Origin of the sequence: Martelella sp. AD-3 (genome assembly GCF_001578105.1) — a bacterium.
Lineage (GTDB): Bacteria > Pseudomonadota > Alphaproteobacteria > Rhizobiales > Rhizobiaceae > Martelella.
The window spans coordinates 2,162,250-2,186,700 of sequence record NZ_CP014275.1; the positions used below are offsets into that span (position 1 = coordinate 2,162,250).

Sequence of the window (24,451 nt, forward strand, 5' to 3'; positions counted from 1 at the left end):
GGCCTGCCCGGCCACCATAAAGGAATCAAGCGTTCAGTGCACGCCCATAAGCGTCCAGCACGCTTTCCTTCATCATTTCAGACAGCGTCGGGTGCGGGAAGATGGTGTGCATCAGCTCTTCCTCGGTGGTCTCGAGATTCATGGCGACGACAAAGCCTTCGATCAGCTCGGTCACTTCAGCGCCGACCATATGGGCGCCCAGAAGTTCGCCGGTCTTCTTGTCGAACACCGTCTTGACCATGCCCTGGTCCTCGCCGAGCGCAACCGCCTTGCCATTGGCGACGAAGCTGTAGCGGCCGACGCGGACGTCGTAACCGGCTTCCTTGGCCTTCGCCTCGGTCAAGCCCACAGAGGCAACCTGCGGGTTACAATAGGTGCAGCCGGGAACCTTCAGCTTGTCGAGCGGATGGACGTTCTTTTCGCCCGCCAGCTTTTCGACGCAGATCACCGCTTCATGCTCGGCCTTGTGGGCCAGCATCGGCGGGCCGGCGACGTCGCCGATGGCATAGATGCCGTCAACATTGGTCTTGCAGTAATCGTCGATCACGATGCAGCCGCGATCGGTCTTGATGCCGAGCTTTTCCAGCCCGATATTCTCGATATTGCCCTGGACGCCGACGGCCGAGATCATGCGGTCGGCGGTAATCTTCTCCACCTCGCCGTCCTTGGTTTCGACATGGGCTGTAATGTCGTCGTTGCCCTTCTCGACCTTGGAAACCTTGGCTTCCAGCATGATCTTGATGCCGCGCTTTTCGAGCCGCTTCTGGGCGAATTTGGCGATCTCGGCATCCTCGACCGGCATGACCTGCTTCATCACTTCGACCACCGTCACCTCGACGCCAAGCGAGCGGTAGAAGGAGGCGAATTCGATGCCGATCGCGCCGGACCCCATGACCAGCAGCGACTTCGGCAGCTTCGCAGGCTTCAGCGCGTCGAAATAGGTCCAGATCAGCTTGCCGTCGGGCTCGATGCCCGGCAGCGCGCGCGGACGAGCGCCGGTGGCGACGATGATATGCTTGGCCGAATACGCGCCGGCGCCGAGCGCATTCTTCGGCTTCGGCGCCTGCGGCTCGACAATCTTCTTCTTGACCTCTGAAACGGTCACCTCGCCGGGCTTCGACAGCGTTGCCTCACCCCAGATGATGTCGACCTTGTTCTTCTTCATCAGGAAGCCGACGCCGGCATTCATCCGCTCGGCGATGCCGCGCGAGCGCTTGACGATGGCTTCAAGATCAGCCTTGACCGAACCGTCGACGGTGAGACCGTATTCCTTCGCATGGGCGGTGAAGTCGAGAATCTCGGCGGAGCGCAGCAGCGCCTTGGTGGGAATGCAGCCCCAGTTGGAGCAGATGCCGGCCATGTGCTCGCGCTCGACCACGGCCGTCTTGAGACCAAGCTGTGCCGCGCGGATTGCTGCGATATAGCCGCCAGGGCCGGCGCCGATGACAATGACATCATAGTTCTGGGACACGGGGCTCATCTCCTTTGCGAGGAGCCGGGCGGCTGCCCGGCCCGATTGAGGGGGATGCCGCGTCTCTTACGCGCTCAGCATCCCGTATATTTCATCTTTCAGAACCATTCGGCGCTTGCGCATCACTTCCATATGCGTGTCGTCGGTCGGTTCGATCTTCGTTTCCGCGCGATGAACCGCGCGGTTTACCTCGTGATATTCGTCAAGCAGCCTGGCAAAGCGCGGATCCTCGACTTTCAAAGCGTGCATCCTGTCGACCAGATCCGGGAATTCATCGGCCAGTTCGTGCGGGGTATTCGACATTGGACAGTTCCTCCTGTGATTGAAGACGATATCCAACGCTAAGCTTTGCCGGGTCTTGCTCCTTGATTCCTGTCAAATCCGATGTCGATCACAGACCGAGCATCATGCGCACCATCGGCTCCAGACCCCGGCCGATCGCCCTTGTGTTTTCCGCATCCAGATGAACGCCGTCGATCGGGCTTGCCCTGGCGACCGAGGCCGCATCGTAAAAGCCGCAGCCCAGGTCATCGGCGATTTCGCTGTAATAGGTCGAGAGCATCTGCGATTGCTCGACAACACCCTGCAGAAATCCCATGCCGGTATCGTTCGCCGTGGGCACCGCATGCGGCGGCGAGACCACGAGAATGTCCGGGGCATCATCTCCGAAGGAATAGGGATGCGAACGGACGATCTCGATCAGCCGCTTGAGGCCGCTGCGCGCGCCGAACGCGCCGCCGCCCGTCCAGGGCTTCAGGTCATTGGTGCCAAGCATGATGATGACGAGATCGAGCGGCGTATGGCTGGCGAGAAGCGTCGGCAGAACACGCACGCCGTTGCGGTCGGCCGCCGCACCGTGATCGTCATAGGCCGTGGTGCGGCCGCCGAGCGCTTCGCAGAGGACGTGAACGCCCTCGCCCAGAGCCTTCTGCAGCACCATCGGCCACCGGTCCTCATGGGCATGCCGGCCGTTTCCGGCCGGATCATGCCCGAAGGTCAGGGAATCACCGTAGCACAGGACTGTTTTCATGGCGCATCATCCCTGTACAAGACCTGTCAGACCAGCATCGACATCGGGTTTTCGATATAGCCCTTGAACGAGGCCAGGACCCGGGCCGCCAGAGCGCCGTCAACGCAGCGATGGTCGGTCGAAAGGGTCACAGACATCATCGTCGCGATGGTGATCTCGTCGTTCTTGACCACGGCCCGCTTTTCGCCCGCGCCGACCGCGAGGATCGAGGCATGCGGCGGGTTGACGACGGCCGCGAAGTCCTTGACGCCCATCATGCCCATGTTGGAGACCGCCGTGGTGCCGCCCTGATATTCGGCCGGCTTCAGCTTCTTCTCCCTGGCGCGCTTGCCCATGTCCTTCATCTCGTTGGAGATGACGGACAGCGGCTTTTCCTCGGCCTTGCGGATGATCGGCGTGATCAGTCCGCCCGGAATGGAAACGGCAACGCCGACGTCCACATGCTTGTGCACGACCATGTTGCTCTCCGTCCAGGAGACATTGGCTTCCGGAACATCGCGCAGCGCCAGAGCCATGGCCTTGATCACCATGTCGTTGACCGAGAGCTTGTAGACCGGCTTGTCGTCCTTGACGGGTGCTGCCTTGTTGAGCTGGCTGCGGAGCGCCAGCAGCGCGTCCAGTTCGCAATCCACCGTCACATAGAAATGCGGGATGTGTTGCTTGCTTTCCTGCAGGCGCTTGGCGATCGTCTTGCGCATTCCGTCATGCGGCACGAGTTCGTAGGAGCCTTCCTCGAACAGTTTGAGGATGGCGTCTTCCGACTGGGCCTGCGGGATCGGTGCGGCGGCGGCCTTCTCGCCAGCGGGCGCTTCCGCCTTCGGCGCGGCCTTGCCGACACCCTCGCTCACGGCCTTTTCGATATCGCGCTTGACGATACGGCCGTGCGGGCCGGAGCCGGAAAGGGCTGCAAGGTCGAGCCCCTCTTCCTTGGCCAGACGACGGGCGAGCGGCGAGGCGAAGATGCGCTCGCCGTCGGCCTTCGGCGCCGCCGGGGCCTCGGGTTCGGGAACCGGGGTGTCGGAAGACGGGATGCCGCCCTTGGCGACAGCGTCCCCGGTCTTCTCTTCCTTCGGCGCCTCGGCCTTGGCTTCCAGCTTGGGCTCTTCCTTGGCGGCCGGCGCGGCATCGCCGCCGCCCGTCGCCTTGGCGGCTTCGGCCGCGTCTTCTCCTTCTTCGGCAAGGATCGCGATCAGCGCATTGACCTGAACGCCCTGGGTACCCTCAGGCACCACGATCTTGGCGACCGTGCCCTCATCGACGGCTTCGACTTCCATCGTCGCCTTGTCGGTTTCGATCTCGGCGATCACATCACCGGCCGAAACGCTGTCGCCTTCCTTCACCAGCCATTTGGAGAGGTTGCCCTCCTCCATGGTCGGGGAAAGCGCCGGCATCGTAATCTTGATCGGCATCACATACCTCCGATAGCGGTTTGATCAGAACCGCTCAAATTGAGTGTTTTTCCGCCAAATGAGCGACCAACGGCGCGCGCAAGAAAGAAATTCAGGCAAACAAAGGAAAAAAGCAGCCCGATTACCCAGCCCAAAGCAGTCGTGACGGTTACGATCTGATCCTGATTGAAGCCAAACAGCGCCATCGCAAAGCCAACCACGAAACCGCCCACCCAGCTGGCGGCATAGCCCCCGACCAAGGACGAAAGCGTAAACCGCCAGAATAGCCACCAGGACAGGCCACGAATTTCTTTCATCGACACAACCATCGCCCCCCTTACTTGTAGCAGACGGCCTTGACCGCATCGATGACTTCACCGACGTTCGGCAGGGCGAGCTTTTCGAGGTTCGCGGCGTAGGGCATGGGAACGTCCTTGCCCGCGATCGTCATGATCGGCGCATCGAGATAGTCGAAGGCCTGCTGCATGACGCGGGTCGCGATCTCGGTTCCGACGGAGGACTGCGGGAAGCCTTCCTCGACGGTGACCAGACGGCCGGTCTTCTTGACCGATTCGACAACCGTCGGCAGGTCCATCGGACGGATGGTGCGAAGATCTATCACCTCGACGTCGATGCCCTCTTCGGCGAGCTTTTCGGCGGCTTCGACCGCATAGGTCATGCCGATGCCGAAGGAGACGAGGGTCGCGTCCTTGCCCGTCTTGTGGATGCGCGCCTTGCCGATCGGCAGGACGAAATCATCCAGTTTCGGCACTTCGAACTTGTGGCCGTAGAGGATCTCGTTTTCGAGGAAGATGACAGGGTTCGGATCGCGGATAGCCGCTTTCAGCAGGCCTTTCGCGTCGGCCGCTGTATAGGGCATGACCACCTTGAGGCCCGGAATGTGGCTGTACCATGCCGCGTAGCACTGCGAATGCTGCGCTGCAACACGCGCCGCGGCGCCGTTCGGACCGCGGAACACGATGGAACTCTCCATCTGGCCGCCGGACATGTAGTGGGTCTTGGCGGCGGAGTTAATGATCTGGTCCATCGCCTGCATGGCGAAGTTGAAGGTCATGAACTCGACGATCGGCTTCAGCCCGGCAAGTGCAGCACCGATGCCGACGCCGGCAAAACCGTGCTCGGTGATCGGCGTGTCGACGACGCGCTTGGCGCCGAATTCCTGCAGCAGGCCCTGCGTGATCTTGTAGGCGCCCTGATATTCGGCGACTTCCTCGCCCATGACGAAGACATCGCCGTCGGCGCGCATTTCTTCCGCCATGGCGTCACGCAGCGCTTCGCGCACCGTGGTCATCACCATTTCCGTGCCTTCCGGAATATCCGGATCGGAAGCGGCCTCGGCGGCCTTCGGCTCGGCGGGAACGGCGTCGGGAGAGGCCTGCGGCTTTTCTTCCTGGGCGACTTCAGGAGCCTTCGTTTCTTCGGGAGCCTTGGTCGCGGCCTCGTCGATATCGTCGGCGCTTTCGCCTTCCTCGAGAAGAACGGCGATCGGCGTGTTGACCTTGACGCCCTCGGTGCCTTCGGAAATCAGGATCTTGCCGATCGTGCCCTCGTCGACGGCCTCGACTTCCATCGTCGCCTTGTCGGTCTCGATTTCAGCGAGAATGTCGCCGGCAGCGACGCTGTCGCCTTCCTTCTTGAGCCATTTGGTGAGGTTGCCCTCTTCCATTGTCGGGGAGAGCGCCGGCATGAGAATATTGGTAGGCATTTATATCCCTCCCGGTCTTAGCGCAGGATGTCGGTGTAGAGCTCGGAAACATCCGGCTCCGGATCGGTCTGGGCGAAATCGGCGGCATCGGAGATGACCGAGCGCACATCCTTGTCGATGGCCTTCAGCTCATCCTCGGTGGCCCACTTCTTCTCGATCAGACGCTTCTTGACCTGTTCGATCGGGTCGTGTTCGGAGCGCATCTTCTGCACTTCGTCCTTGGTGCGGTATTTCGCCGGGTCAGACATCGAGTGGCCGCGATAACGATAGGTCATCATTTCGAGGATGATCGGCCCCTTGCCGGAGCGCGCGTGGGCTTCGGCTTCTTCCGCCGCGGCCATCACCGCGCGCACATCCATGCCGTCGACCTGCTTGCCGGGAATACCGAAGGAGGCGCCGCGCTTGGAGAAGTCGGTCTCGGCCGAGGAACGGGCGACGGACGTGCCCATCGCATAGCGATTGTTCTCCACGACATAAACGACCGGGAGCTTCCACAGCTGCGCCATGTTGAAGCTTTCGTAGACCTGGCCCTGGTTTGCCGCGCCGTCGCCGTAATAGACGACCGTGACCTTGTTGTCCTCGCGGTACCTGTTGGCGAAGGCCAGGCCCGTGCCGAGGGGAACCTGCGCGCCGACGATGCCGTGGCCGCCGTAGAAGGCCTTCTCCTTGGAGAACATGTGCATCGAACCGCCCTTGCCCTTGGAATAGCCGGAGCGGCGGCCGGTGAGTTCGGCCATCACGCCGCGCGACTCCATGCCGGTGGCCAGCATGTGGCCGTGGTCGCGGTAGCTGGTGATGATCTGGTCACCGTCGTTCAGCGCCATCTGCACGCCGACGACGACGGCTTCCTGGCCGATATAGAGGTGACAGAAACCGCCGATATAACCCATGCCGTAAAGCTGACCGGCCTTTTCTTCAAAGCGGCGGATCATGAGCATTTCGCGATAGGCGTGCAGTTCCTGATCGCGATCGAAATCGACGATCTTGCCGCTTTCTTCTTTTTTGGATGATTTCCGTGAGCCGGACGCTTGGGACGCCATCAAAACCTCCTTCTGAAGGAAAGACGTGGATTTGGGCGACACAATAGGGCGTTTTGTGCGGCACGGCAATGCTAGATTTACCGCCATAAATCATAAGTTAAATTATTGAGATAACTCAATAAAGTATAAATTAATCGGAATTCGGTTTATTTGAGATTTCGCTCGAAAATCACGATTTCGTCCGGCTTCAGCAGGTTGAGCGCGTAGCGCGCCTGCTCGTCCAGCGCATCCTTCATCAACGAGCCGTCGGAAAGCATGCGGACGCGTTCCTCCATCGCCTGGCGCTCGCTCACGAGCCGCTCCAGCTTGCGCTCATTGAGCGCCTTGTGGGCCTCGAAACGCTCGGCGGCGATCAGGCCGTAATCACCATGGATGGAGTGGTAGACGAAATAGCTCATGAAGCAGGCCGTGATCGCCGGGACGATGAGTCGGCCGTAAAACCGTGGTTTGTGATGGCGGGTCCACATGAGGCTGTCCGGAATTTACGCAGTACACTGATCCTGACTGTAGCCCGTCAACCTTAACCAAGACTAAAGCGCCCGCCATTTTCATGGCGGGCGCGACAATTTGCGAGGAAGCGCGATCAGGGCGGGCTTCCGCGGACTTTGCGGCGACGGGCGCTCAGCCGACGAAGGCCCGTTCGATGACGAATTCGGACGGCTTGTTGTTGGCGCCCTCGTCCATGCCGGCCGCCTCCAGAAGCGCCTTGGTGTCCTTCAGCATCTCCGCCGAACCGCAGATCATGCCGCGATCGGTTTCCGGATTCAGCGGCGGCAGGCCGAGATCAGCGAAAAGCTTGCCACTGGAGATCAGGTCGGTGATCCGGCCGGTGCGCTCGAAGGGCTCGCGCGTCACGCTGGCATAATGCGTCAGCTTGTCGCCGACGATCTCGCTCAGGAGTTCGTCATTGCGAATTTCGCTGACGAGATCGAAGCCATATTGCAGTTCGGCCACCTCCCGGCAGGTGTGGGTCAGGATCACCTCATCGAATTTTTCGTAGGTTTCCGGCTCGCGGATCAGGCTGGCGAAGGGCGCGATCCCGGTGCCCGTGGAAAACATGTAGAGGCGCTTCGCCGGCGTCAGGGCGTCGAGCACCAGCGTTCCGGTCGGCTTCTTGCGCATCAGCACGATGTCGCCTTCCCGGATATTCTGCAGATGCTGGGTCAGCGGCCCGCCGGGAACCTTGATCGAGAAGAATTCCAGTTCCTCGGCCCAGGAAGGGCTCGCGATCGAATAGGCGCGGTAGATCGGCTTGCCGTCGACCATCAGCCCGATCATCGCGAATTCGCCAGAGCGGAAGCGGAAGCCGTCGGGCCGCGTCATGGTGAAGCGGAACAGCCGGTCCGTGTAGTGCTGAACGCTCAGCACCTTCTCGCCATATACGCCGGCGGGCAGTGTCGCGGCAAATTCCTCGGTCGTGGCTTGCACATTCATGTCGACGTCTCGTCCTGTCTGCTGCACGCCGGAATGGGACCGGCGCAATCAAAATTCCGCGCATTCGCGACTGTCTACGCGCTCAGATAATACCCTCGGCGAAAGATTGCAAAGGCGGATGCCTCAAAAAAACCTGCAGCGGTCGGTCATGTTTTAGCCACGCGACGCCATTTGTAGCCGCCCGGCGCTGCGGACCGGCGGGCGGCGGGCTGGTAATACAGATTGACGGCGGGAAGCCGGCCTTCCCGCACGCGGCCGACCGCGGTCGGGTTGTCGAGCGCGAAGCTGTCGAACCCGCATCGCAGCATCAGCACGAGCGGGTCGATCAGCACATCGCCGACGGCGCGCAGTTCTCCGCGATAGCCGAGCCGCTCGCGCAGCAGCGTTGCCTGCGAAAAGGCCCGACCGTCGCTGAAGGACGGAAACGTCAGGGCGATGATCTCGATACGGTCGAGCAAGGGCTCGAGTTTCAGCGGATCGTCAGACGGCCCGAGGACCACCCCGGCCCCTTCATTGCCCTGAAATCCGTTTTCGAGCATCTCGGCAAGGGGGATGAGTCGGCGTTCGCCCTCGCCTGCCCTGCGTTCCTCGGTCTCGATCACCCAGGGATCGTGTTCGACGAAACCGGTCTCTCTCCAGATCACTGTCACTGTTCTCTCCTCAGGCGGCCCTGGCTTTTTCGGGATAGAGCGCATCCTTGAAGGGCTGCGCGCCGAGCCGGCGATAGGCTTCAATGAAGGTCTCGGAGCGATCCCTGCGCAGGTGCAGATAGGTGTCGACAATGGTCTCCACAGCGTCGGTCACCTTTTCCGGCTCGAAGCCGCGTCCGACGATTTCGCCGATCGAGGTGTTCTCATCCGCCGAGCCGCCGAGCGTGATCTGGTAGAGTTCCGCGCCCTTCTTCTCCACGCCCAGAAGGCCGATATGGCCGACATGGTGATGGCCGCAGGCATTGATGCAGCCGGAGATCTTGATTTTCAGCTCGCCGATCTCCGCCTGGCGCGCCGGATCGCCGAAACGCTCCGAAAGCTGCTGGGCCACCGGAATGGAGCGCGCATTGGCAAGCGCGCAATAGTCGAGCCCGGGACAGGCGATGATATCGGTGATCAGCCCGGCATTGCCCGTTTCAAGGCCGGCCTCCTTCAGCGCCGCATAGACGGCCTGAAGATCGGCCCGTGCGACATGCGGCAGAACGAGGTTCTGCTCATGGCTGACCCGGATTTCGTCAAAGGCAAAGCGCTCGGCGATATCGGCGACGGCTTCCATCTGCGCATCCGTCGCATCCCCCGGGATGCCGCCGATCGGTTTCAGCGAAATGGTGACCATGGCATAGTCGTCGCGCTTGTGGTCGGCGGTGTTGCGGGTCAGCCAGTCGAGATAGCCGCTGTCGGCGGTATCGAAACGGTCGCGCTCGCGGGCGGGAAGATCGGGAAGCGCGAAATAGCGACGGATAGCTTCAATGTCGCCCTCTGGGAGCGTCAGTTCGCCGTCCCTCAACGCCTCGAACTCGCGCTCGATATCCGTCTTCAGTTCCTCAAGGCCGGTCTCGTGGACCAGGATCTTGATTCGCGCCTTGTACTTGTTGTCACGCCGGCCGTTGAGATTGTAGACGCGCAGAATTGCCGTCGCATAGGCCAGAAGATCGGCCTCCGGCAGGAAATCGCGCACCTTCTTGGCAATCATCGGCGTGCGGCCCTGTCCGCCGCCGACATAGACGGCAAAGCCGAGTTCGCCGGCCTCGTTCTTCTTCAGGTGCAGGCCGATGTCGTGGACCTGGATTGCGGCGCGGTCGCGCTCGGCGCCCGTCACGGCGATTTTGAACTTGCGCGGCAGGAATGAAAATTCCGGATGCAGCGACGACCATTGCCTGAGGATTTCCGCATAGGGGCGCGGATCGGCAACCTCGTCGGCCGCAGCGCCGGAGAAATGATCGGCCGTGACATTGCGGATGCAATTGCCGGACGTCTGGATCGCGTGCATCTCGACTTCGGCGAGATCGCTCAGGATTGCCGGAATGTCCTCCAGCTTCGGCCAGTTGAACTGGATGTTCTGACGCGTGGTGAAGTGGCCGTAGCCCCGGTCATATTTGCGCGCGATATGGGCGAGCGTGCGCATCTGCCGGCCGTTCATCGTGCCATAGGGCACGGCGATCCGCAGCATATAGGCGTGGAGCTGGAGGTAGACGCCGTTCATCAGCCTCAGCGGCTTGAACTGGTCCTCGGTGATTTCGCCCGAGAGGCGGCGTTCCACCTGATCGGTAAACTGCGCGACGCGTTCCCGGACAAAATCATGGTCGAATTCGTCATAACGATACATGTCACGCCTCCACATGTTCGGGTTTGGCGGGCGCATAGCCCGCTGCGTAGGGAATCGTGGGCCCCTCGGCGCGAATGCGCTCGCGCAGCCTGAGCGGCCGGATCCGGCCATCGGCTCGCTCGTCGACGTCGATCACGGCCACGTCAACGATTAGATTGCCGGAAAAGTCGCGCTTGCCGATCTCCTCGAGGCTTGCAACCGCCGCGTCGTGGCGCGCGACGAGGGCGCGCTGAAGATCGCGCGTCCAGCTTCCGCTGGCGTCTAGCCAGACGGCAAGGCCATCGGTCAGGCGGTTTGCGGTCAGAACCTTAGCGGACATGGACGGCTCCCGTGAATTTCTCTTGGACAAGATTGTTGTTGAGCGCGAGAGCGCTCGACTCCTCAAGACTGGCGCCGGCAACAGCGTCGCCGATGATCACCATGACCGGGCCGGTCAGGTCCTCGCGCGTTTCAAGCAGCGGCAGTTCGGAAAGGACGCCGTGGAACAGCCGGCGGTTCTTGCGGCTGGCATTCTCGACGACGGCGATCGTGGTGTCGGCGGGAACGCCCGCTTCCTGCAGCCGGGCGCCGAGCTTGGCGGCAACGGAACGGCCCATATAGACGGCAATGGTGGCACCCCGGACCGCAAGCGCGGCCCAGTCCGGCAAGGTGTCGCCATTAAGGTCGTGGCCGGTCGTAAAAACCAGTGTGGAGGCAACGCCCCTGAGCGTCATCGGCAGGCCGAAATCCGCGGCGGCGGCCGAGGCGGAGGTGATGCCCGGCACCACTTCGTAGGAGACCCCTGCGGCCCTGAGCGCGGCCATCTCCTCGCCGGCCCGGCCGAAAATCAGCGGATCGCCGGATTTCAGCCGCACGACGCGCTTGCCTTCCTTGGCAAGTTTCACCAACAGGTCATTGATTTCATTCTGCGACTTGGAATGGCAGTTCTTGCGCTTGCCGACGGAGATGCGCTCCGCGTCGCGGCGGCCCATATCGACTACGGCCTGCGGCACCAGCGCATCAAAGGCAATCACGTCCGCTTCCATCAAGAGCCTGTGGGCGCGGATCGTCAGAAGGTCCTCGGCGCCCGGCCCGGCGCCGACGAGCGCGACATGGCCTGAAACGGTAGACCCGTCGGAGATGATCTCGTCGGCCAGGCATTCGGCTTCGAGAAGACGTCCCTTTTCGACGGCGTTCGCCACCGAGCCGTTGAAAAAGCGTGACCAAAAGGCCCGTCGCGCGGCCCCGCGCGGTATGCTGGCATCCACCTTGTCGCGCAGATTGGCGGCAAGGCGCGCCAGCGGCCCGAGCGAACGCGGCAGCATCGTGTCGATCCGGGCGCGGATCATCTGCGCCAGCACCGGCCCTGCCCCCTCCGTGCCGATGGCGATTGCGACCGGCGGGCGGGCAACAAGCGCCGGCGTATAGAAATCGCAGTCTTCCTTCTGGTCGACGGCATTGACCGGAACGGAAAGCGCACGGGCGCAGTCGGCGATCAGGTGATCCTGCTCCGGCTCGCCGGTCGCCGCGAAGGCAAGCACCGCGCCGTCAAGCTGCTCTGCGGCAAACGGCGCTTCGACCAGGCGCGCGCCATGCGCGACCAGAAAGGCGCGGTAGTCCTCGTCCGGGTTTTCGCCATAGGCGGCAATCTCGGCGCTCGTCTTCGCCATCAGCCGCGCCTTGGCGTAAGCCTCCGCACCGGAGCCGAAAATTGCGACCTTGCGGCCCTCAACCCTGAAAAATGCCGGAAACGCCGACAGCAATTCTTCCCTTGCGACCATCTTCGAGCAGTCCTTCCATTGATGACGGAATGATGAACTGCGTTGGCCCGCGCTTGAAGAAACGAAAATGCGCGACGATGCGCCGGAGAACATTTCATTCCTCAATTCCGGCATCGGCACAGCAAATTTGGCCTTCGCAGGCATCTCATCCCTTGCGCACGCGATGATTGCCCCCTTAACTGACGGCGCAAAAGAGCCTGCGAGCAAGGGGAACATGCATGAACGATGCGCTTTTGACCGAACGCCTGCTGAACGTCATCGAACAAGACATCCTGCCCCTCACTTCAAAGGGGGTCGAAGCCGGCAACAAGGTTTTCGGCGCCGCCATTTTGCGGAAATCCGATCTCTCCCTCGTCATCGCCGGCACCAATGACGAGACGGCGAACCCCCTCTGGCACGGCGAGGTGCACACGCTGAAGCAGTTTTACGAATTGCCGGTGAAACCCGACACGAAGGAGCTTCTGTTCCTCTCCACCCATGAGCCCTGCACCATGTGCATGTCGGCGATCACCTGGGCCGGGTTCGACAACTATTTCTACTTCTTCAGCCACGAGGATTCGCGCGACAGCTTCGGCATTCCCCACGACCTGAAGATCATGAAGGAACTCTACGGGCTCGAGCCTGGCGGCTACCGGCGGCACAATGCCTTCTTTGAAGCGCGTTCGATCGTGGACATGGCCAATGCTGCGGAAGAACCGGAGAGCAGCCGTTTCCTGGCCCGGGTCGAGAGAATCAAGGCGAGCTATGCGCTTGCGTCCGAGACCTACCAATCGCATAAGGGCGAGGCCAACATCCCGCTTGACTGATATTTCCGACGCAACGGAGCATTCCATTGGAGCCTTCCCGCGACATCGCCCGCCTTATCGACATAATGGCAGCCCTTCGTGATCCCGATACCGGCTGCCCCTGGGACATCAAGCAGGATTTCGAGACGATCAAGCCGTACACGATCGAGGAGGCCTACGAGGTGGCCGACGCGATCGAGCGGAAGGATTTCGACGATCTTTGCGACGAGCTCGGCGATCTCCTGCTGCAGGTCGTGTACCACGCCCGCATGGCCGAGGAGGACGGCCTGTTTTCCTTCGGAGACGTCGTGCATGCGGTGACCGCCAAGATGATCCGCCGCCACCCGCATGTCTTTGCCCGCAACGACGCCGATACGCCCGAGGCGGTGAAGATCCAGTGGGATGAAATCAAACGGCAGGAAAAGGCCGACCGTGCGGCGAGACGCGCGAAGGCCGGCGTTACCGAAGATTTCAAGGTAGGGCATCTCGGCAATGTCCAGCGCAGCTTCCCGGCGCTGACGGAGGCGCTGAAGCTGCAGGAACAGGCCGCCCGCGTCGGTTTCGACTGGTCGGAACCCGAACCGATCCTCGACAAGTTCGAGGAGGAAATCGGCGAGTTGCGCCAGGCATTGACCAGTGGCGATCAGGCAAAGATCGCTGACGAACTCGGCGATCTCATCTTCGCCGCCGTCAATCTCGGTCGCCATACGAAGACGGACCCCGAACAGGCGCTGCGCGGCACCAACACGAAGTTCCGTCGTCGCTTCAATTACATAGAGCGCTCTCTTGAGGAGAACGGTGAAAGCCTAGACGCCGCCACGCTGGAGCGCATGGAAGCGCTCTGGCAGGATGCCAAGGCGATCGAGCGCAGGCTGAAATAGGTTCAAACCCGAAAAGGCCGCAGCGCTTTCGCACTGCGGCCTTTCTGCAAGAGCCCGGCCGGCATCGCGCCGGCCTTTGTCTCATTACATGTTCATCGGAACCGTGAAGAACAGCGTCTCGCCGGAGCTGTCGTCCACGCCGTCATTGTCGGTCACGGCATAGGCCGTGCCGTCGGCGGCGATGGTGAAGCCCTCGATCTTGTCGACGACATAGCCGTTGGTGGCCGACTTCATCAGCGGCAGAAGGTCGATGACTTCCTGCTTTTCGACAACGGGAAGCTCCGAGCCGATCGCGGCCGGCTTCATGTCGGCAAGCGATACCTTGAAGAGCTTCTTGACCCTTGCGGCCGCGCCGATCTGGTTGTCACGCTCGACGATATAGACGTTCTCGCCATTGGCTGTGATTTCCGAAAGACCCATCCAGCCCTTTTCCGGCGTTTCCAGGGGATAGGAGACGGCGCCCCATTCGCCCGTTGCCGGCGTGTAGGCCAGAAGCTTGACGAAGCCCTTGGCGTCATCGGCCCATTCGCGCTGAACGGCCATCCACAGCGTCAGGTCATCGCCCTCGCCCACCGTGGTGATGCCTTCCATGCCGAAGCGGGTCTGGCTCGCCAGCAGCTCTTCCGGCAGGTCGATGGTTTCGGTGATCTCGCCCGTACCGTCGATGTGGAGAACCGCGTGCGGCACGTCCTTGTCCGGATTGCCTTCAGACGCCAGCCAGAAACCGCCATTGCCGTCGACGGCAACGCCTTCGAGATCGAGCTTTTCGGCAGGCTCGCCATTGCGGGTAACGCGGATCGCGTCGGTGATCAGCGCCGGCTTCTTCGAAGCGTCGATGATGAAGACCGAGGGCTGGCCCGAATAGAAGCTGTCATTGACGGCATAGAGCTTCGAGGCGTCCGCTGGATCGGCGGCAAGGCCGGAGAGCGCGCCGAAGCCGATCAGCGGATCGCGGGAAACATCGGAAGCGATCTGCGGATAGTCCGCCTCGCCCTCTTCATAGGCGTAGAGCATCACATGGGCGCGCACGCCGCCGTCGGGGCCGAGGTCTTCCTCATTGGCGGTGACCAGCAGGTTGCGGGCGGGAATGGCGACGCCGCTTTCCGGACCGATGCCGGACGGCAGAAGCTGGACCAGTTCGGGCGCATCCTGGACATTGTCATTATAGACGCCGACGACAGAACCGCGCTCGGACATGACGAAGAGGTAGTTGGTATCGCCATACTGGCCAACGATCAGGCCTTCCGGCTCGACGCCCTTCTTGCCGGCGCGCTTGTCCGGGAAGTGACCGATGGAGGCTACGGCGCGCTCGAAGGAAGCGCCGGCCTCATGCAGCAGTTCACCGGTATCGGAGAAGATCGAGAAGCCGCGCGAACCGCCCTTGTAGTCGCCCTCATTGGCGATGACGAAGCGGTCATTGTCGAGCCACTTCACCGTGTCGGGCTCGCGCGGAACGGCGGTCAGCGAACCGGTGAAATCGAGCTTGCCATCCTTTTCGGTGTCGATGCCGGTCAGGTCGACCGTGCCGGCGGAGAAGTGGGTCTTCACCGCGCCGGTATTGCCGTCAACGACAGCGATACCGTTGTTTTCCTGCATGGTGACGACGATCTCATTGTCGTCGTTGATGTCGATGAATTCCGGTTCCGGATCGCTCGGCGCCGTCATCTCATCGAAGCCGGCCATGGCGACATGCCTGGTCGTGGCGCAATCGGCAACACCGTCCTTCAGCGAGATGATCACCAGGTCGCCGGCAGGCATCTGCGGAATTTCGCCGTCGTTCAGGTCCTCATCGCGCTCGTTTTCGATGGCGACGGCAACGATCGAGCCATCGGGAGACACGGCAACCGAATCGGGCTGGCCGCCGAGATCGCACTGCGCTTCAAGGGTCTTCGATGCAATATCGATGACGCCGAGGAAGCCGGAAGGCGACGTGAAGCTTTCCGACGTGTTGACGCCGACAAAGGCCTTTGCGCCGGAAACGGCAACCGAGGTCGGCTCGCCCTCAAGCTTGATGGTGCCCGCGGCCTTCGGCGCGCGCGGGTCGGCAATGTCGATGAAGCCGACGGCGCCGAGCGGACTGTCGGAATAGACGAGCATGTTGCCGTCTTCGGTCGCGGTGATGATCTCCGCGGACGTGGCGCTCATGGCGTCCATGTCGGCCGGAAGGTTTTCGTTGACGGCGAAAACGGCGATGCGGTTGAACACCTGATCGGCGGATGCCGGAATGGCGGCTGATGCGAGAAGCGCGGCGGTAAGCGCCGCACCGGAAAGGCGCAGTTTCATGGGTTTCCCTCCTGGGCGTGAAATACCGGAGGGTTGTGCGTCACGCGCGTGACAGGACGATAACGTCTTGATGACGCCCGCGTGACAGATTTGTCTCAGCGCTCCCGCCCGCGCTCAATCAGCATGATCGAGAGCGATGCGGCGAGGATCATGACGCCGCCGACCCAGAACAACGTGTCGGGCGCATAGCCGAAGACCAGCCAGCCGCCAAGCACGTTCAGCGGCAGTTTCAGATCATCGAAGGGCTGGACATAGGCCGCGTCCGCGCTGGAATAGGCGAGCGTCAGGAAATACTGCGCCAGCACCGTCATCAGGCCGAGCGCAAGCATGATCCAGATCGCGTCGCCCGCCGGCACGGCGAACCCGCCGCCGAGCGCGACCAGGGCGTTGATCGGCGTCAGCAGCATCAGCAGCCAGACGGTGATCGATTCCGGTCTCTCATGCGCCGTCAGTTTCTTGGTGATCAGCGACGTGCCGCCCCAGAGCAGCGCGGAGAGCACCGGCAGAAGCGCCGCCCAGGTGAAGCTTGCCGACCAGGGCTGAAGGATGAGCAGCGCGCCGGAGAAACCGACAGCGGTCGCAAGCCAGCGCGACGGCCCGACTCGCTCGCCCAGAAACAGCCTGGCGCCGACGATGATGAAAAACGGCGACGTCATCACCAGGGCGATCGCCTGGCTGATGGGAACGGACTGGAGGCCGAAGACCCAGGCCTGAACGCCGAGCGCGGAAAGCGCCACACGCACTATGTGCTGACCGGGATAGGCAGTGCGCATGACTGCAAGCCCCGTGCGCCACAGATAGGGAATGGCGAACAGCAGGGCGATGCCATACTGCCAGAAGGCGACGGAGGAGGACGCAAAGCCCATCTTCATGGTCAACTGCTGGATCAGCACATTGCCTGCCGCGTACACCACGCCGGCAAGCACCATCCAGAATGCGCCGGTCAATGCTGGAGAACGATAGATTGCCTTGCCCATACGGTCTCGATCCTTCACAGCGCTCAAGGCGCATCGAATGCGGGACGACGCATGGTCGCCGCGGGCCATCGGCAAAAACCGGACTCGCGTCAGCCTGCATTCTCTTCCTTCCGGACTTTGACCGTCGGCTCCGGTTTCGCACCGGATCTGCTGACCCTTTCCGGCAATGTCCGGAAAGGCGCTCGCGGGCTCGCGCCGAAACGCATACCGCCGGTGGGGAATCTCGCCCCGCCCCGAGAATGTGCCGCAGAAAGCCCTGCTCGCTGCGGCGATTTGTCGGCTCAGATGTAATGAACTGCAGGGGGTCCGGCAAGTCTTATCTGAGAGCCGGCTTGGTAACTGTTCGTCAACAATACAGACAACAAAAAACCCGGAGCGTAACGCTCCGGGTCAACAGCCTGTCAGAAGACGGCGGATGCTTAAGAGTTGCAAGCTTCCTTGAGACCCTTGCCGGCCGTGAACTTCGGAACGTTGCGCGCCGGAATATCGACCTCGGCGCCCGTCGACGGGTTACGGCCCTTGCGCGCGGCGCTGTGCGAAACGGTAAAGGCGCCGAAGCCGGCCAGGCGCACTTCGCCGCCGTTCTTCAGTTCGCCCTGCACGGCGTCGAATACGGCGTCGACAGCAGAAGCGGCATCGGTTTTGGACAGACCGGCCTTTTCGGCAACGGATGCTACGAGTTCACTCTTGTTCATGTTTCCACCCTTTCTCAAATGGTTCGAAACGGATCTCTTGTTTCTCGGGCCCCGGCGACGCTTTGACCGACACCCGCTGACATTCAAAAGCCCTGCGTTTCAAGGAATTGCAATAGGCTTGGGGCAATTTGTACGGAAAAGGCCGGCCAAAGCGCGACCTCAGGGACCCCTTTTCCACAGGAGCCCCTGAAAAGTGGCGATATTTCGGCCTTAATGCGCCACGGTCTTGTTCGATTCGGAGTCCGATTCATCGGCGGACATGGACACCGGATCGGTCTCCGGGTCCCACTCGATCGGCTGCGGCATCTCCAGGAGGGCATGCTGCAGGACCTCGCCCATGCGCGACACGGGCACGATCTCCAGGCCGTTCTTGACGTTGTCCGGAATCTCCGGAAGGTCCTTGGCATTCTCTTCCGGGATCAGCACCTTGGTGATGCCGCCCCTCAAGGCCGCAAGCAGTTTTTCCTTCAACCCGCCGATGGGCAGAACACGTCCGCGCAGCGTGATCTCGCCCGTCATCGCCACGTTCTTGTTGACCGGAATACCGGTCATCACCGAGACGATCGCGGTGGCCATGGCGACGCCCGCCGACGGTCCGTCCTTGGGCGTCGCGCCCTCCGGGACATGGACGTGAATGTCATTCTTGTCGAACATAGGCGGCTTGATGCCGAAGTCGACAGCGCGCGAGCGGACATAGGATGCCGCCGCCGAAATCGACTCCTTCATGACGTCGCGCAGATTGCCCGTCACCGTCATGCGGCCCTTGCCGGGCATCATCACGCCTTCGATCGTCAGAAGCTCGCCGCCGACCTCCGTCCAGGCAAGACCCGTGACCACGCCGACCTGATCGTCGCCTTCCGCCTCGCCGTGGCGGAAGCGCTGCACGCCGAGATAGTCCTCGAGGTTGTCGGCCGTGATATGGACGGCGGTCTTGTCGCCCTTGACGATCTCGGTCACGGCCTTGCGTGCAAGCTTCATCAGCTCGCGTTCGAGGCTGCGCACGCCCGCCTCGCGGGTGTACTGCTGGATCGTCCGCGTCAGCGCGGCATCATCGACGGAGAACTCCTCCGGCTTCAGCGCATGCTCGCGGATCGCCTTCGGCAGCAGGTGGCGCCGGGCGATTTCCAGCTTCTCCTGCTCGGTGTAGCCGGCAATGCGGATGATCTCCATGCGGTCCATCAGCGGGCCCGGAATGTCGAGCGTGTTCGCCGTGGTGATGAACATCACGTTGGACAGGTCATATTCGACTTCCAGGTAATGATCCATGAAGGTCGAGTTCTGTTCCGGGTCCAGCACCTCGAGCAGGGCCGAGGACGGATCGCCGCGGAAATCGGCGCCCATCTTGTCGATCTCGTCGAGCAGGAAGAGCGGATTGTTCTTGCCGACCTTCTTCATCGACTGGACGATCTTGCCGGGCATGGAGCCGATATAGGTGCGGCGGTGACCGCGGATCTCGCTCTCATCGCGAACGCCGCCGAGCGCCATGCGCACATATTCACGGCCCGTCGCCTTGGCGATCGACTGGGCAAGCGAGGTCTTGCCGACGCCGGGCGGACCGACGAGGCAGAGGATCGGGCCCTTCAGCTTCTTGGCGCGCGCCTGCACCGCGAGGTACTCGACGACGCGTTCCTTGACCTTTTCGAGGCCGAAATGATCCTCTTCGAGCACCTTCTCGGCAAGCTTCAGGTCGCGCTTGATCTTCGACTTGGTATTCCACGGCAGGCCAGTGAGCCAGTCGAGATAATTGCGCACCACGGTCGCTTCCGCCGACATCGGGCTCATATTGCGGAGCTTCTTCATCTCACCTTCAGCCTTTTCGCGGGCTTCCTTGGTGAACTTCGTCTTCTTGATGCGCTCTTCGAGCTCGGCCATCTCGTCGCGGCCGTCCTCGCCCTCGCCGAGTTCCTTCTGAATGGCCTTCATCTGCTCATTCAGGTAGTATTCGCGCTGGGTCTTCTCCATCTGCCGCTTGACGCGGGTGCGGATCCGCTTTTCGACCTGCAGGACGGAGATCTCGCCTTCCATGAAGCCGAGCGCCTTTTCCAGGCGTCCCTTGACGCTGGTGGTTTCCAGCATTTCCTGCTTCTCGGTCAGCTTGATCGCCAGATGCGAGGCAACCGTATCGGCAAGCTTCGAGTAGTCCTCGATCTGGCCGGCCGCGCCGACAACCTCGGGGGAGACCTTCTTGTTGAGCTTCACGTAGTTCTCGAACTCGGAAACCACCGAGCGGGCCAGCGCCTCGATCTCGACGGCATCTTCTTCCGGCTCGCCGAGCATCTCGGCATTGGCCTCGTAGAAGTCGTTCTCCAGGCGCACATCGCCGATGGCCGCACGCGCCTTGCCCTCGACCAGAACCTTGACGGTTCCGTCGGGCAGCTTCAGCAGCTGCAGCACATTGGCGATGGTGCCGATGCGATAGAGCGCATCGGGTTCAGGGTCGTCATCGCTGGCGTTGACCTGGGTGACCAGCATGATCTGGCGGTCGGCATTCATCACCTCTTCCAGGGCGCGGATGGACTTCTCGCGACCGACGAAGAGGGGAACGATCATGTGGGGGAAAACCACAATGTCACGCAACGGCAACACCGGGAACGCAGCATTTTCCGCTGCAGGCGCGTTCTGCGTCATGTCTTTTTCCTTTCAGGCAGCCCGGCGGTTAACCGGGCATTGACGGACTGCTGGGAGACAGTCCGAGCGTTCTTTTCAATTGTTGCGGAACAAGTGGCGCTTTGAAAGGCCGATTTCAACCTTTGCCCCGTTTTCGAAGGAACAACGGGCCGGGACAGGCGTTGGATCAGGTTCGCCGCCAGAAACGACGAAGGCAGGGACCCTGCCCTGCCTTCCCAATCATGCCTGCCCGACGCCAGGCCTATGCCGAAGCGTTCGCCTTGTCGTCGGAACGGTTGGTGTAGATGTAAAGCGGCTGGGAGGTGCCCGAAACCACCTCGTCCGAAATCACAACCTCGCGTACGCCCTTCATCGCCGGCAGTTCGAACATGGTGTCGAGCAGGATCTTCTCCATGATCGAGCGCAGTCCGCGCGCGCCGGTCTTGCGGTCGATCGCCTTGCGGGCAATGGCCATCAGCGCGTCCTCGTGGAAGGTCAGCTCGACGTCTTCCATCTCGAAGAGACGCTGATACTGCTTCACAAGCGCATTCTTCGGCGCCGTCAGGATCTGCACCAGGGCTTCCTCGTCAAGATCCTCCAGCGTCGCTATCACCGGCAGGCGACCGATGAATTCGGGGATAAGCCCGAACTTGACCAGGTCCTCCGGCTCCAGGTCACGCAGCACGTCGCCCACCTTGCGGTCGTCGGCCGCCTTCACCGAAGCGCCGAAGCCGATCGACGTGCGTTCGCCGCGCGCGGAGATCACCTTGTCGAGGCCGGCAAAGGCGCCGCCGCACAGGAACAGGATATTGGTCGTATCGACCTGCAGAAATTCCTGCTGCGGATGCTTGCGGCCGCCCTGCGGCGGCACGGAGGCAACCGTGCCTTCCATGATCTTCAGCAATGCCTGCTGAACGCCCTCGCCCGAAACGTCGCGGGTGATCGAAGGATTGTCGGACTTGCGCGAAATCTTGTCGACCTCATCGATGTAGACAATGCCGCGCTGGGCGCGCTCGACATTGTAGTCGGCCGATTGCAGCAGCTTCAGAATGATGTTCTCGACATCCTCGCCGACATAGCCGGCTTCCGTCAGCGTCGTCGCGTCCGCCATGGTGAAGGGCACGTCGATGATGCGGGCCAGCGTCTGGGCAAGATATGTCTTGCCGCAGCCGGTCGGGCCGACCAGCAGGATGTTCGACTTCGACAGTTCGATGTCGGAACTCTTGGAGGCGTGCGACAGACGCTTGTAGTGGTTATGCACCGCCACCGAGAGAATACGTTTCGCATGGCTCTGGCCGATCACGTACTCGTCCAGAACGCCCATGATTTCCTGCGGCGTCGGCACGCCGTCGCTCGACTTCACCATCGAGGTCTTGTTTTCCTCGCGGATGATGTCCATGCACAACTCAACGCATTCATCGCAGATGAATACGGTCGGGCCAGCGATCAGCTTGCGGACTTCGTGCTGACTCTTGCCGCAAAAGGAACAATAGAGCGTGTTCTTCGAGTCACCGCCATTGTTACCGCCGACTTTGCTCATTATCACTTCCTTCCAGTCAGCCGTTCCTTCATGTGAACGGCCTCATATTTTCGCTTCCGCCGCACGTCCAAATGCTTTCAAAACATCAGGGCAACAAAACGACGCGGCAGATTTACAAGGCAACAGGCGCAAACGCGAAACAACGCCATAACTCCAAAAACCGGGATAACATCTCCGGTTTTCCATACTATTAACGGCTTCAGCACCGGTTTAAAGCCAAAAAACGCAATCGTGATCCCGAATCGCCTTCAATGGCATCCGGTTCCCTGCCACGCCGAAAGCCTTCCGTCGCCCGACGCGCGAGCGCGCCGCTCGATAACCGATACGTCGGATTCCTGGCTGAGGATCAGTTGCCGCCCTCGATTTCGCTGCGCGATGTCATGACCTTGTCGATCAGGCCCCAGTCCATCGCCTCGCCGGCATCCATGAAATGGTCACGATCGAGCGTCTTTTCAACCTCTTCGTAAGTCTGGCCGCAATGGCGGACATAGACTTCGTTGAGGCGGCGCTTCATCTTCAGGATATCGCGGGCGTGGCGTTCGATATCGGATGCCTGCCCCTGGAAACCGCCGGAGGGCTGGTGCACCATGACCCGCGCATTCGGCGTGGCAAAGCGCATGCCCTTTTCGCCGGCGGCCAGCAGGAGCGAGCCCATCGAGGCCGCCTGGCCGATGCACAGCGTCGAAACCGCCGGGCGGATGAACTGCATCGTGTCGTAGATCGCCATGCCGGCGGTCACCACGCCGCCGGGCGAATTGATGTAGAGCGCGATTTCCTTCTTCGGGTTTTCCGCCTCGAGAAAAAGGAGCTGGGCGCAGATCAGGGACGCCAGGTGATCCTCGACCGGACCGGTCAGGAAGATGATCCGCTCCTTGAGCAGGCGGGAATAGATGTCATAGGAACGTTCGCCGCGATTGGTCTGCTCGACAACCATGGGCACAAGCGCCATCGCGGTATCTACGGGATTTGTCATGTCTGTCCTTCGGCCGGCTGATCGGAGCCGTTTTCAATCGAATCTTTCATTACTCTCCTACATAGAGTGCCAGACCCGGTCACTTCAAGAGATGGATTGCGTCACCGGGCCGCAGTTGGCGGCGGCTTGCCTGCCGCGGCGCAGGATTTGGCCCGGAAGCAAAGCCGGGAAGCTCTCGGAGTCGAGATTTAAATCGTTTAACTTCAAAAATGGTCCACGGCGAAATGTGGTGCCTCCGCGGCAGGACGGGTATGAACCCGCACCGTGTTGTTGAATTCGGGGAGCGGTCTTCGGCTTTGCACTATAATCTGACGGCCGTTCTTGCCTGGGCGGCGGACTGCATTCTGCTCTCCATCCTGCTTTTGCCGCTCTGGCTGCGCAACAGGGACCGACTGTTCATCCTGCTCTGGTCGGCAGCGCTTGCCCTGATGGGGCTCGGGCTTCTGGGCCTGACCTATGTCGCCCCGAACGCACGGCTTTTGCTTGCATTGCCGGTTGCCGCGCTTGTCAGCGCCGAAGCGCTGTCGGCGGCAGGCCTGCTCTCCCTTTACGGCGAGGACCGGCCGCTCCGCTTCACGGCGCTTTGCGTCTGCCTCTGGTTCGTCGCCTTCGTCCTCTTCAGCCTGTCTGCGTTCGGACCCGTCGCCGCCGTCGCCAGCTATTGTCTCGCCGTCATCGCCATCGCCGTCTATGTCCTGCACTTCCTTTCCCGCGATGCTGCATTCGAGGAGGTGCGCTTCCATCTGGCCATTCCGGCGGTTTTCCTGCTCGAAGCCCTGTCGGCTCTCGCCGTCGCAGTCTTCTATGTCTTGGAAAAACCGGCCGTTCTGCATCAGGGCACGCTGACGTCGATCACGCTGGTCGCGGGCTTCGTGCTGTTTTCGGCGAAGATCTGCCTGGCCGTCTGGCTGTCGGTCGAAAAATACGAGTTCCACCTGAGGAAACTCGCATTCCATGATCCTCTTACCGGCGTTTTCAACCGCCGGGGATTTTTCGAGAGGATCGGCGAACGTCTGAAAACCGCCGCGCCCTCCGACCTTTTCGCCTATCTGGCCATCGACATCGATCATTTCAAATGGGTCAATGACCGCTACGGGCACAGCGCCGGAGACGTCGCGCTCGTCGTCTTCACGCAGACCGTCGAGGAAGAGGTGGGTCGGATGCATATCTTCGGCCGGACCGGAGGCGAGGAGTTCGCCGTCTTTCTGAAGGTCGACAATGTTCGCGCGGCGACCGGCCTTGCCGAGCGGATCCGGGGCCGGCTCGCCGATGCCGGTCAACGCCAGGCTGCCGGTTCGCCGCCGCTGACCGTCAGCATCGGCATCGCGGTTCAGCCGGGGGCCGGCTTCAACCTGGAGAGAATGCTCTCGCAATCCGACCGGGCGCTCTACGAGGCCAAGAACGGCGGTCGCGACCGCATCATTGCCTACGGGCCCGAAGAGACGCCGGCGCCGGCGGACCGGCTTCCGGCGTGACGGCTTCCGCGCGGTCCTGTGGATAAACCGGAACAAAAAACGGGCGACCCTGTGGATCGCCCGCCCTCGG

General features: G+C 61.7%; 21 protein-coding genes, 1 pseudogene and 1 riboswitch. Of the genes and pseudogenes, 3 read left to right on the forward strand and 19 right to left on the reverse strand.

The features are described 5' to 3' along the window. Positions 1-25: 25 nt before the first annotated feature. From lpdA to cysG, 13 genes are all read right to left on the reverse strand, one after another. Entirely contained in the window at positions 26-1,471 is a 1,446-nt protein-coding gene (lpdA, locus tag AZF01_RS10030) for a dihydrolipoyl dehydrogenase (RefSeq protein WP_024710184.1), read from the reverse strand. Between the two features lie 66 nt (positions 1,472-1,537). Next, positions 1,538-1,774: a YdcH family protein gene (locus AZF01_RS10035; RefSeq protein WP_024710183.1), complete on the reverse strand. Its 237-nt coding sequence runs from the start codon at positions 1,772-1,774 to the stop codon at positions 1,538-1,540. 88 nt (positions 1,775-1,862) lie between these two features. After that, the gene (locus AZF01_RS10040) at positions 1,863-2,501 is read right to left on the reverse strand and encodes an SGNH/GDSL hydrolase family protein (protein WP_024710182.1); all 639 of its coding nucleotides are present in this window, start codon (positions 2,499-2,501) and stop codon (positions 1,863-1,865) included. Positions 2,502-2,527: 26 nt separating this feature from the next. Next, positions 2,528-3,910, reverse strand: coding sequence for a pyruvate dehydrogenase complex dihydrolipoamide acetyltransferase (locus AZF01_RS10045; RefSeq protein ID WP_024710181.1), 1,383 nt, complete (start codon positions 3,908-3,910; stop codon positions 2,528-2,530). Continuing rightward, the gene (locus AZF01_RS10050; RefSeq protein ID WP_152534655.1) at positions 3,910-4,212 is read right to left on the reverse strand and encodes a hypothetical protein; all 303 of its coding nucleotides are present in this window, start codon (positions 4,210-4,212) and stop codon (positions 3,910-3,912) included. Before AZF01_RS10050 ends, AZF01_RS10045 begins: the two co-directional genes overlap by 1 nt. A 14-nt stretch (positions 4,213-4,226) precedes the next feature. After that, a complete protein-coding gene (locus AZF01_RS10055; protein WP_024710179.1) occupies positions 4,227-5,615 on the reverse strand; it encodes a pyruvate dehydrogenase complex E1 component subunit beta in 1,389 nt (462 codons plus the stop codon). A gap of 17 nt (positions 5,616-5,632) precedes the next feature. Beyond that, positions 5,633-6,655 (reverse strand): pyruvate dehydrogenase (acetyl-transferring) E1 component subunit alpha, encoded by a 1,023-nt coding sequence (gene pdhA, locus AZF01_RS10060; protein WP_152534654.1) that lies wholly within the window; start codon positions 6,653-6,655, stop codon positions 5,633-5,635. Positions 6,656-6,801: 146 nt separating this feature from the next. After that, positions 6,802-7,122: a septum formation initiator family protein gene (locus AZF01_RS10065; RefSeq protein ID WP_024710177.1), complete on the reverse strand. Its 321-nt coding sequence runs from the start codon at positions 7,120-7,122 to the stop codon at positions 6,802-6,804. Between the two features lie 154 nt (positions 7,123-7,276). Then, positions 7,277-8,089 (reverse strand): ferredoxin--NADP reductase, encoded by an 813-nt coding sequence (locus tag AZF01_RS10070; RefSeq protein ID WP_024709599.1) that lies wholly within the window; start codon positions 8,087-8,089, stop codon positions 7,277-7,279. 146 nt (positions 8,090-8,235) lie between these two features. Continuing rightward, positions 8,236-8,739 (reverse strand): DUF934 domain-containing protein, encoded by a 504-nt coding sequence (locus AZF01_RS10075; RefSeq protein WP_024709598.1) that lies wholly within the window; start codon positions 8,737-8,739, stop codon positions 8,236-8,238. Positions 8,740-8,749: 10 nt separating this feature from the next. Then, entirely contained in the window at positions 8,750-10,405 is a 1,656-nt protein-coding gene (locus AZF01_RS10080) for a nitrite/sulfite reductase (protein ID WP_024709597.1), read from the reverse strand. Position 10,406: 1 nt separating this feature from the next. Beyond that, positions 10,407-10,724 carry a DUF2849 domain-containing protein gene (locus AZF01_RS10085; protein WP_024709596.1) on the reverse strand — a complete coding sequence of 106 codons (318 nt, stop codon included), beginning with the start codon at positions 10,722-10,724 and terminating at the stop codon, positions 10,407-10,409. Beyond that, the gene (cysG, locus tag AZF01_RS10090; protein WP_024709595.1) at positions 10,714-12,165 is read right to left on the reverse strand and encodes a siroheme synthase CysG; all 1,452 of its coding nucleotides are present in this window, start codon (positions 12,163-12,165) and stop codon (positions 10,714-10,716) included. Before cysG ends, AZF01_RS10085 begins: the two co-directional genes overlap by 11 nt. A gap of 218 nt (positions 12,166-12,383) precedes the next feature. Here cysG and AZF01_RS10095 point away from each other — a divergent pair, with 218 nt between their 5' ends. Then, the gene (locus AZF01_RS10095) at positions 12,384-12,971 is read left to right on the forward strand and encodes a nucleoside deaminase (protein ID WP_024709594.1); all 588 of its coding nucleotides are present in this window, start codon (positions 12,384-12,386) and stop codon (positions 12,969-12,971) included. A 26-nt stretch (positions 12,972-12,997) separates the two neighbouring features. Beyond that, on the forward strand, positions 12,998-13,831 hold the full coding sequence (mazG, locus tag AZF01_RS10100) for a nucleoside triphosphate pyrophosphohydrolase (RefSeq protein WP_024709593.1): 834 nt from the start codon (positions 12,998-13,000) through the stop codon (positions 13,829-13,831). Between the two features lie 84 nt (positions 13,832-13,915). Here mazG and AZF01_RS10105 read toward each other — a convergent pair whose 3' ends face one another. The 6 genes and pseudogenes from AZF01_RS10105 to clpP form a co-directional block, all read right to left on the reverse strand. Further along, positions 13,916-16,114, reverse strand: coding sequence for an esterase-like activity of phytase family protein (locus tag AZF01_RS10105; RefSeq protein WP_024709592.1), 2,199 nt, complete (start codon positions 16,112-16,114; stop codon positions 13,916-13,918). Between the two features lie 95 nt (positions 16,115-16,209). Continuing rightward, positions 16,210-17,091: a DMT family transporter gene (locus AZF01_RS10110; protein ID WP_036238046.1), complete on the reverse strand. Its 882-nt coding sequence runs from the start codon at positions 17,089-17,091 to the stop codon at positions 16,210-16,212. A gap of 94 nt (positions 17,092-17,185) precedes the next feature. Then, positions 17,186-17,336: riboswitch (FMN riboswitch) on the reverse strand. 174 nt (positions 17,337-17,510) lie between these two features. Then, a complete protein-coding gene (locus AZF01_RS10115; protein ID WP_256389217.1) occupies positions 17,511-17,873 on the reverse strand; it encodes an HU family DNA-binding protein in 363 nt (120 codons plus the stop codon). A gap of 191 nt (positions 17,874-18,064) precedes the next feature. Beyond that, positions 18,065-20,414: pseudogene (gene lon, locus AZF01_RS10120) on the reverse strand (endopeptidase La); the annotation flags it as partial. Between the two features lie 241 nt (positions 20,415-20,655). Continuing rightward, on the reverse strand, positions 20,656-21,933 hold the full coding sequence (gene clpX / locus AZF01_RS10125; protein ID WP_024709589.1) for an ATP-dependent Clp protease ATP-binding subunit ClpX: 1,278 nt from the start codon (positions 21,931-21,933) through the stop codon (positions 20,656-20,658). Positions 21,934-22,279: 346 nt separating this feature from the next. Beyond that, on the reverse strand, positions 22,280-22,906 hold the full coding sequence (gene clpP / locus AZF01_RS10130; protein ID WP_024709588.1) for an ATP-dependent Clp endopeptidase proteolytic subunit ClpP: 627 nt from the start codon (positions 22,904-22,906) through the stop codon (positions 22,280-22,282). A gap of 251 nt (positions 22,907-23,157) precedes the next feature. Here clpP and AZF01_RS10135 point away from each other — a divergent pair, with 251 nt between their 5' ends. Next, the gene (locus tag AZF01_RS10135; protein WP_210180158.1) at positions 23,158-24,381 is read left to right on the forward strand and encodes a diguanylate cyclase; all 1,224 of its coding nucleotides are present in this window, start codon (positions 23,158-23,160) and stop codon (positions 24,379-24,381) included. The last annotated feature ends 70 nt before the right edge of the window (positions 24,382-24,451 follow it).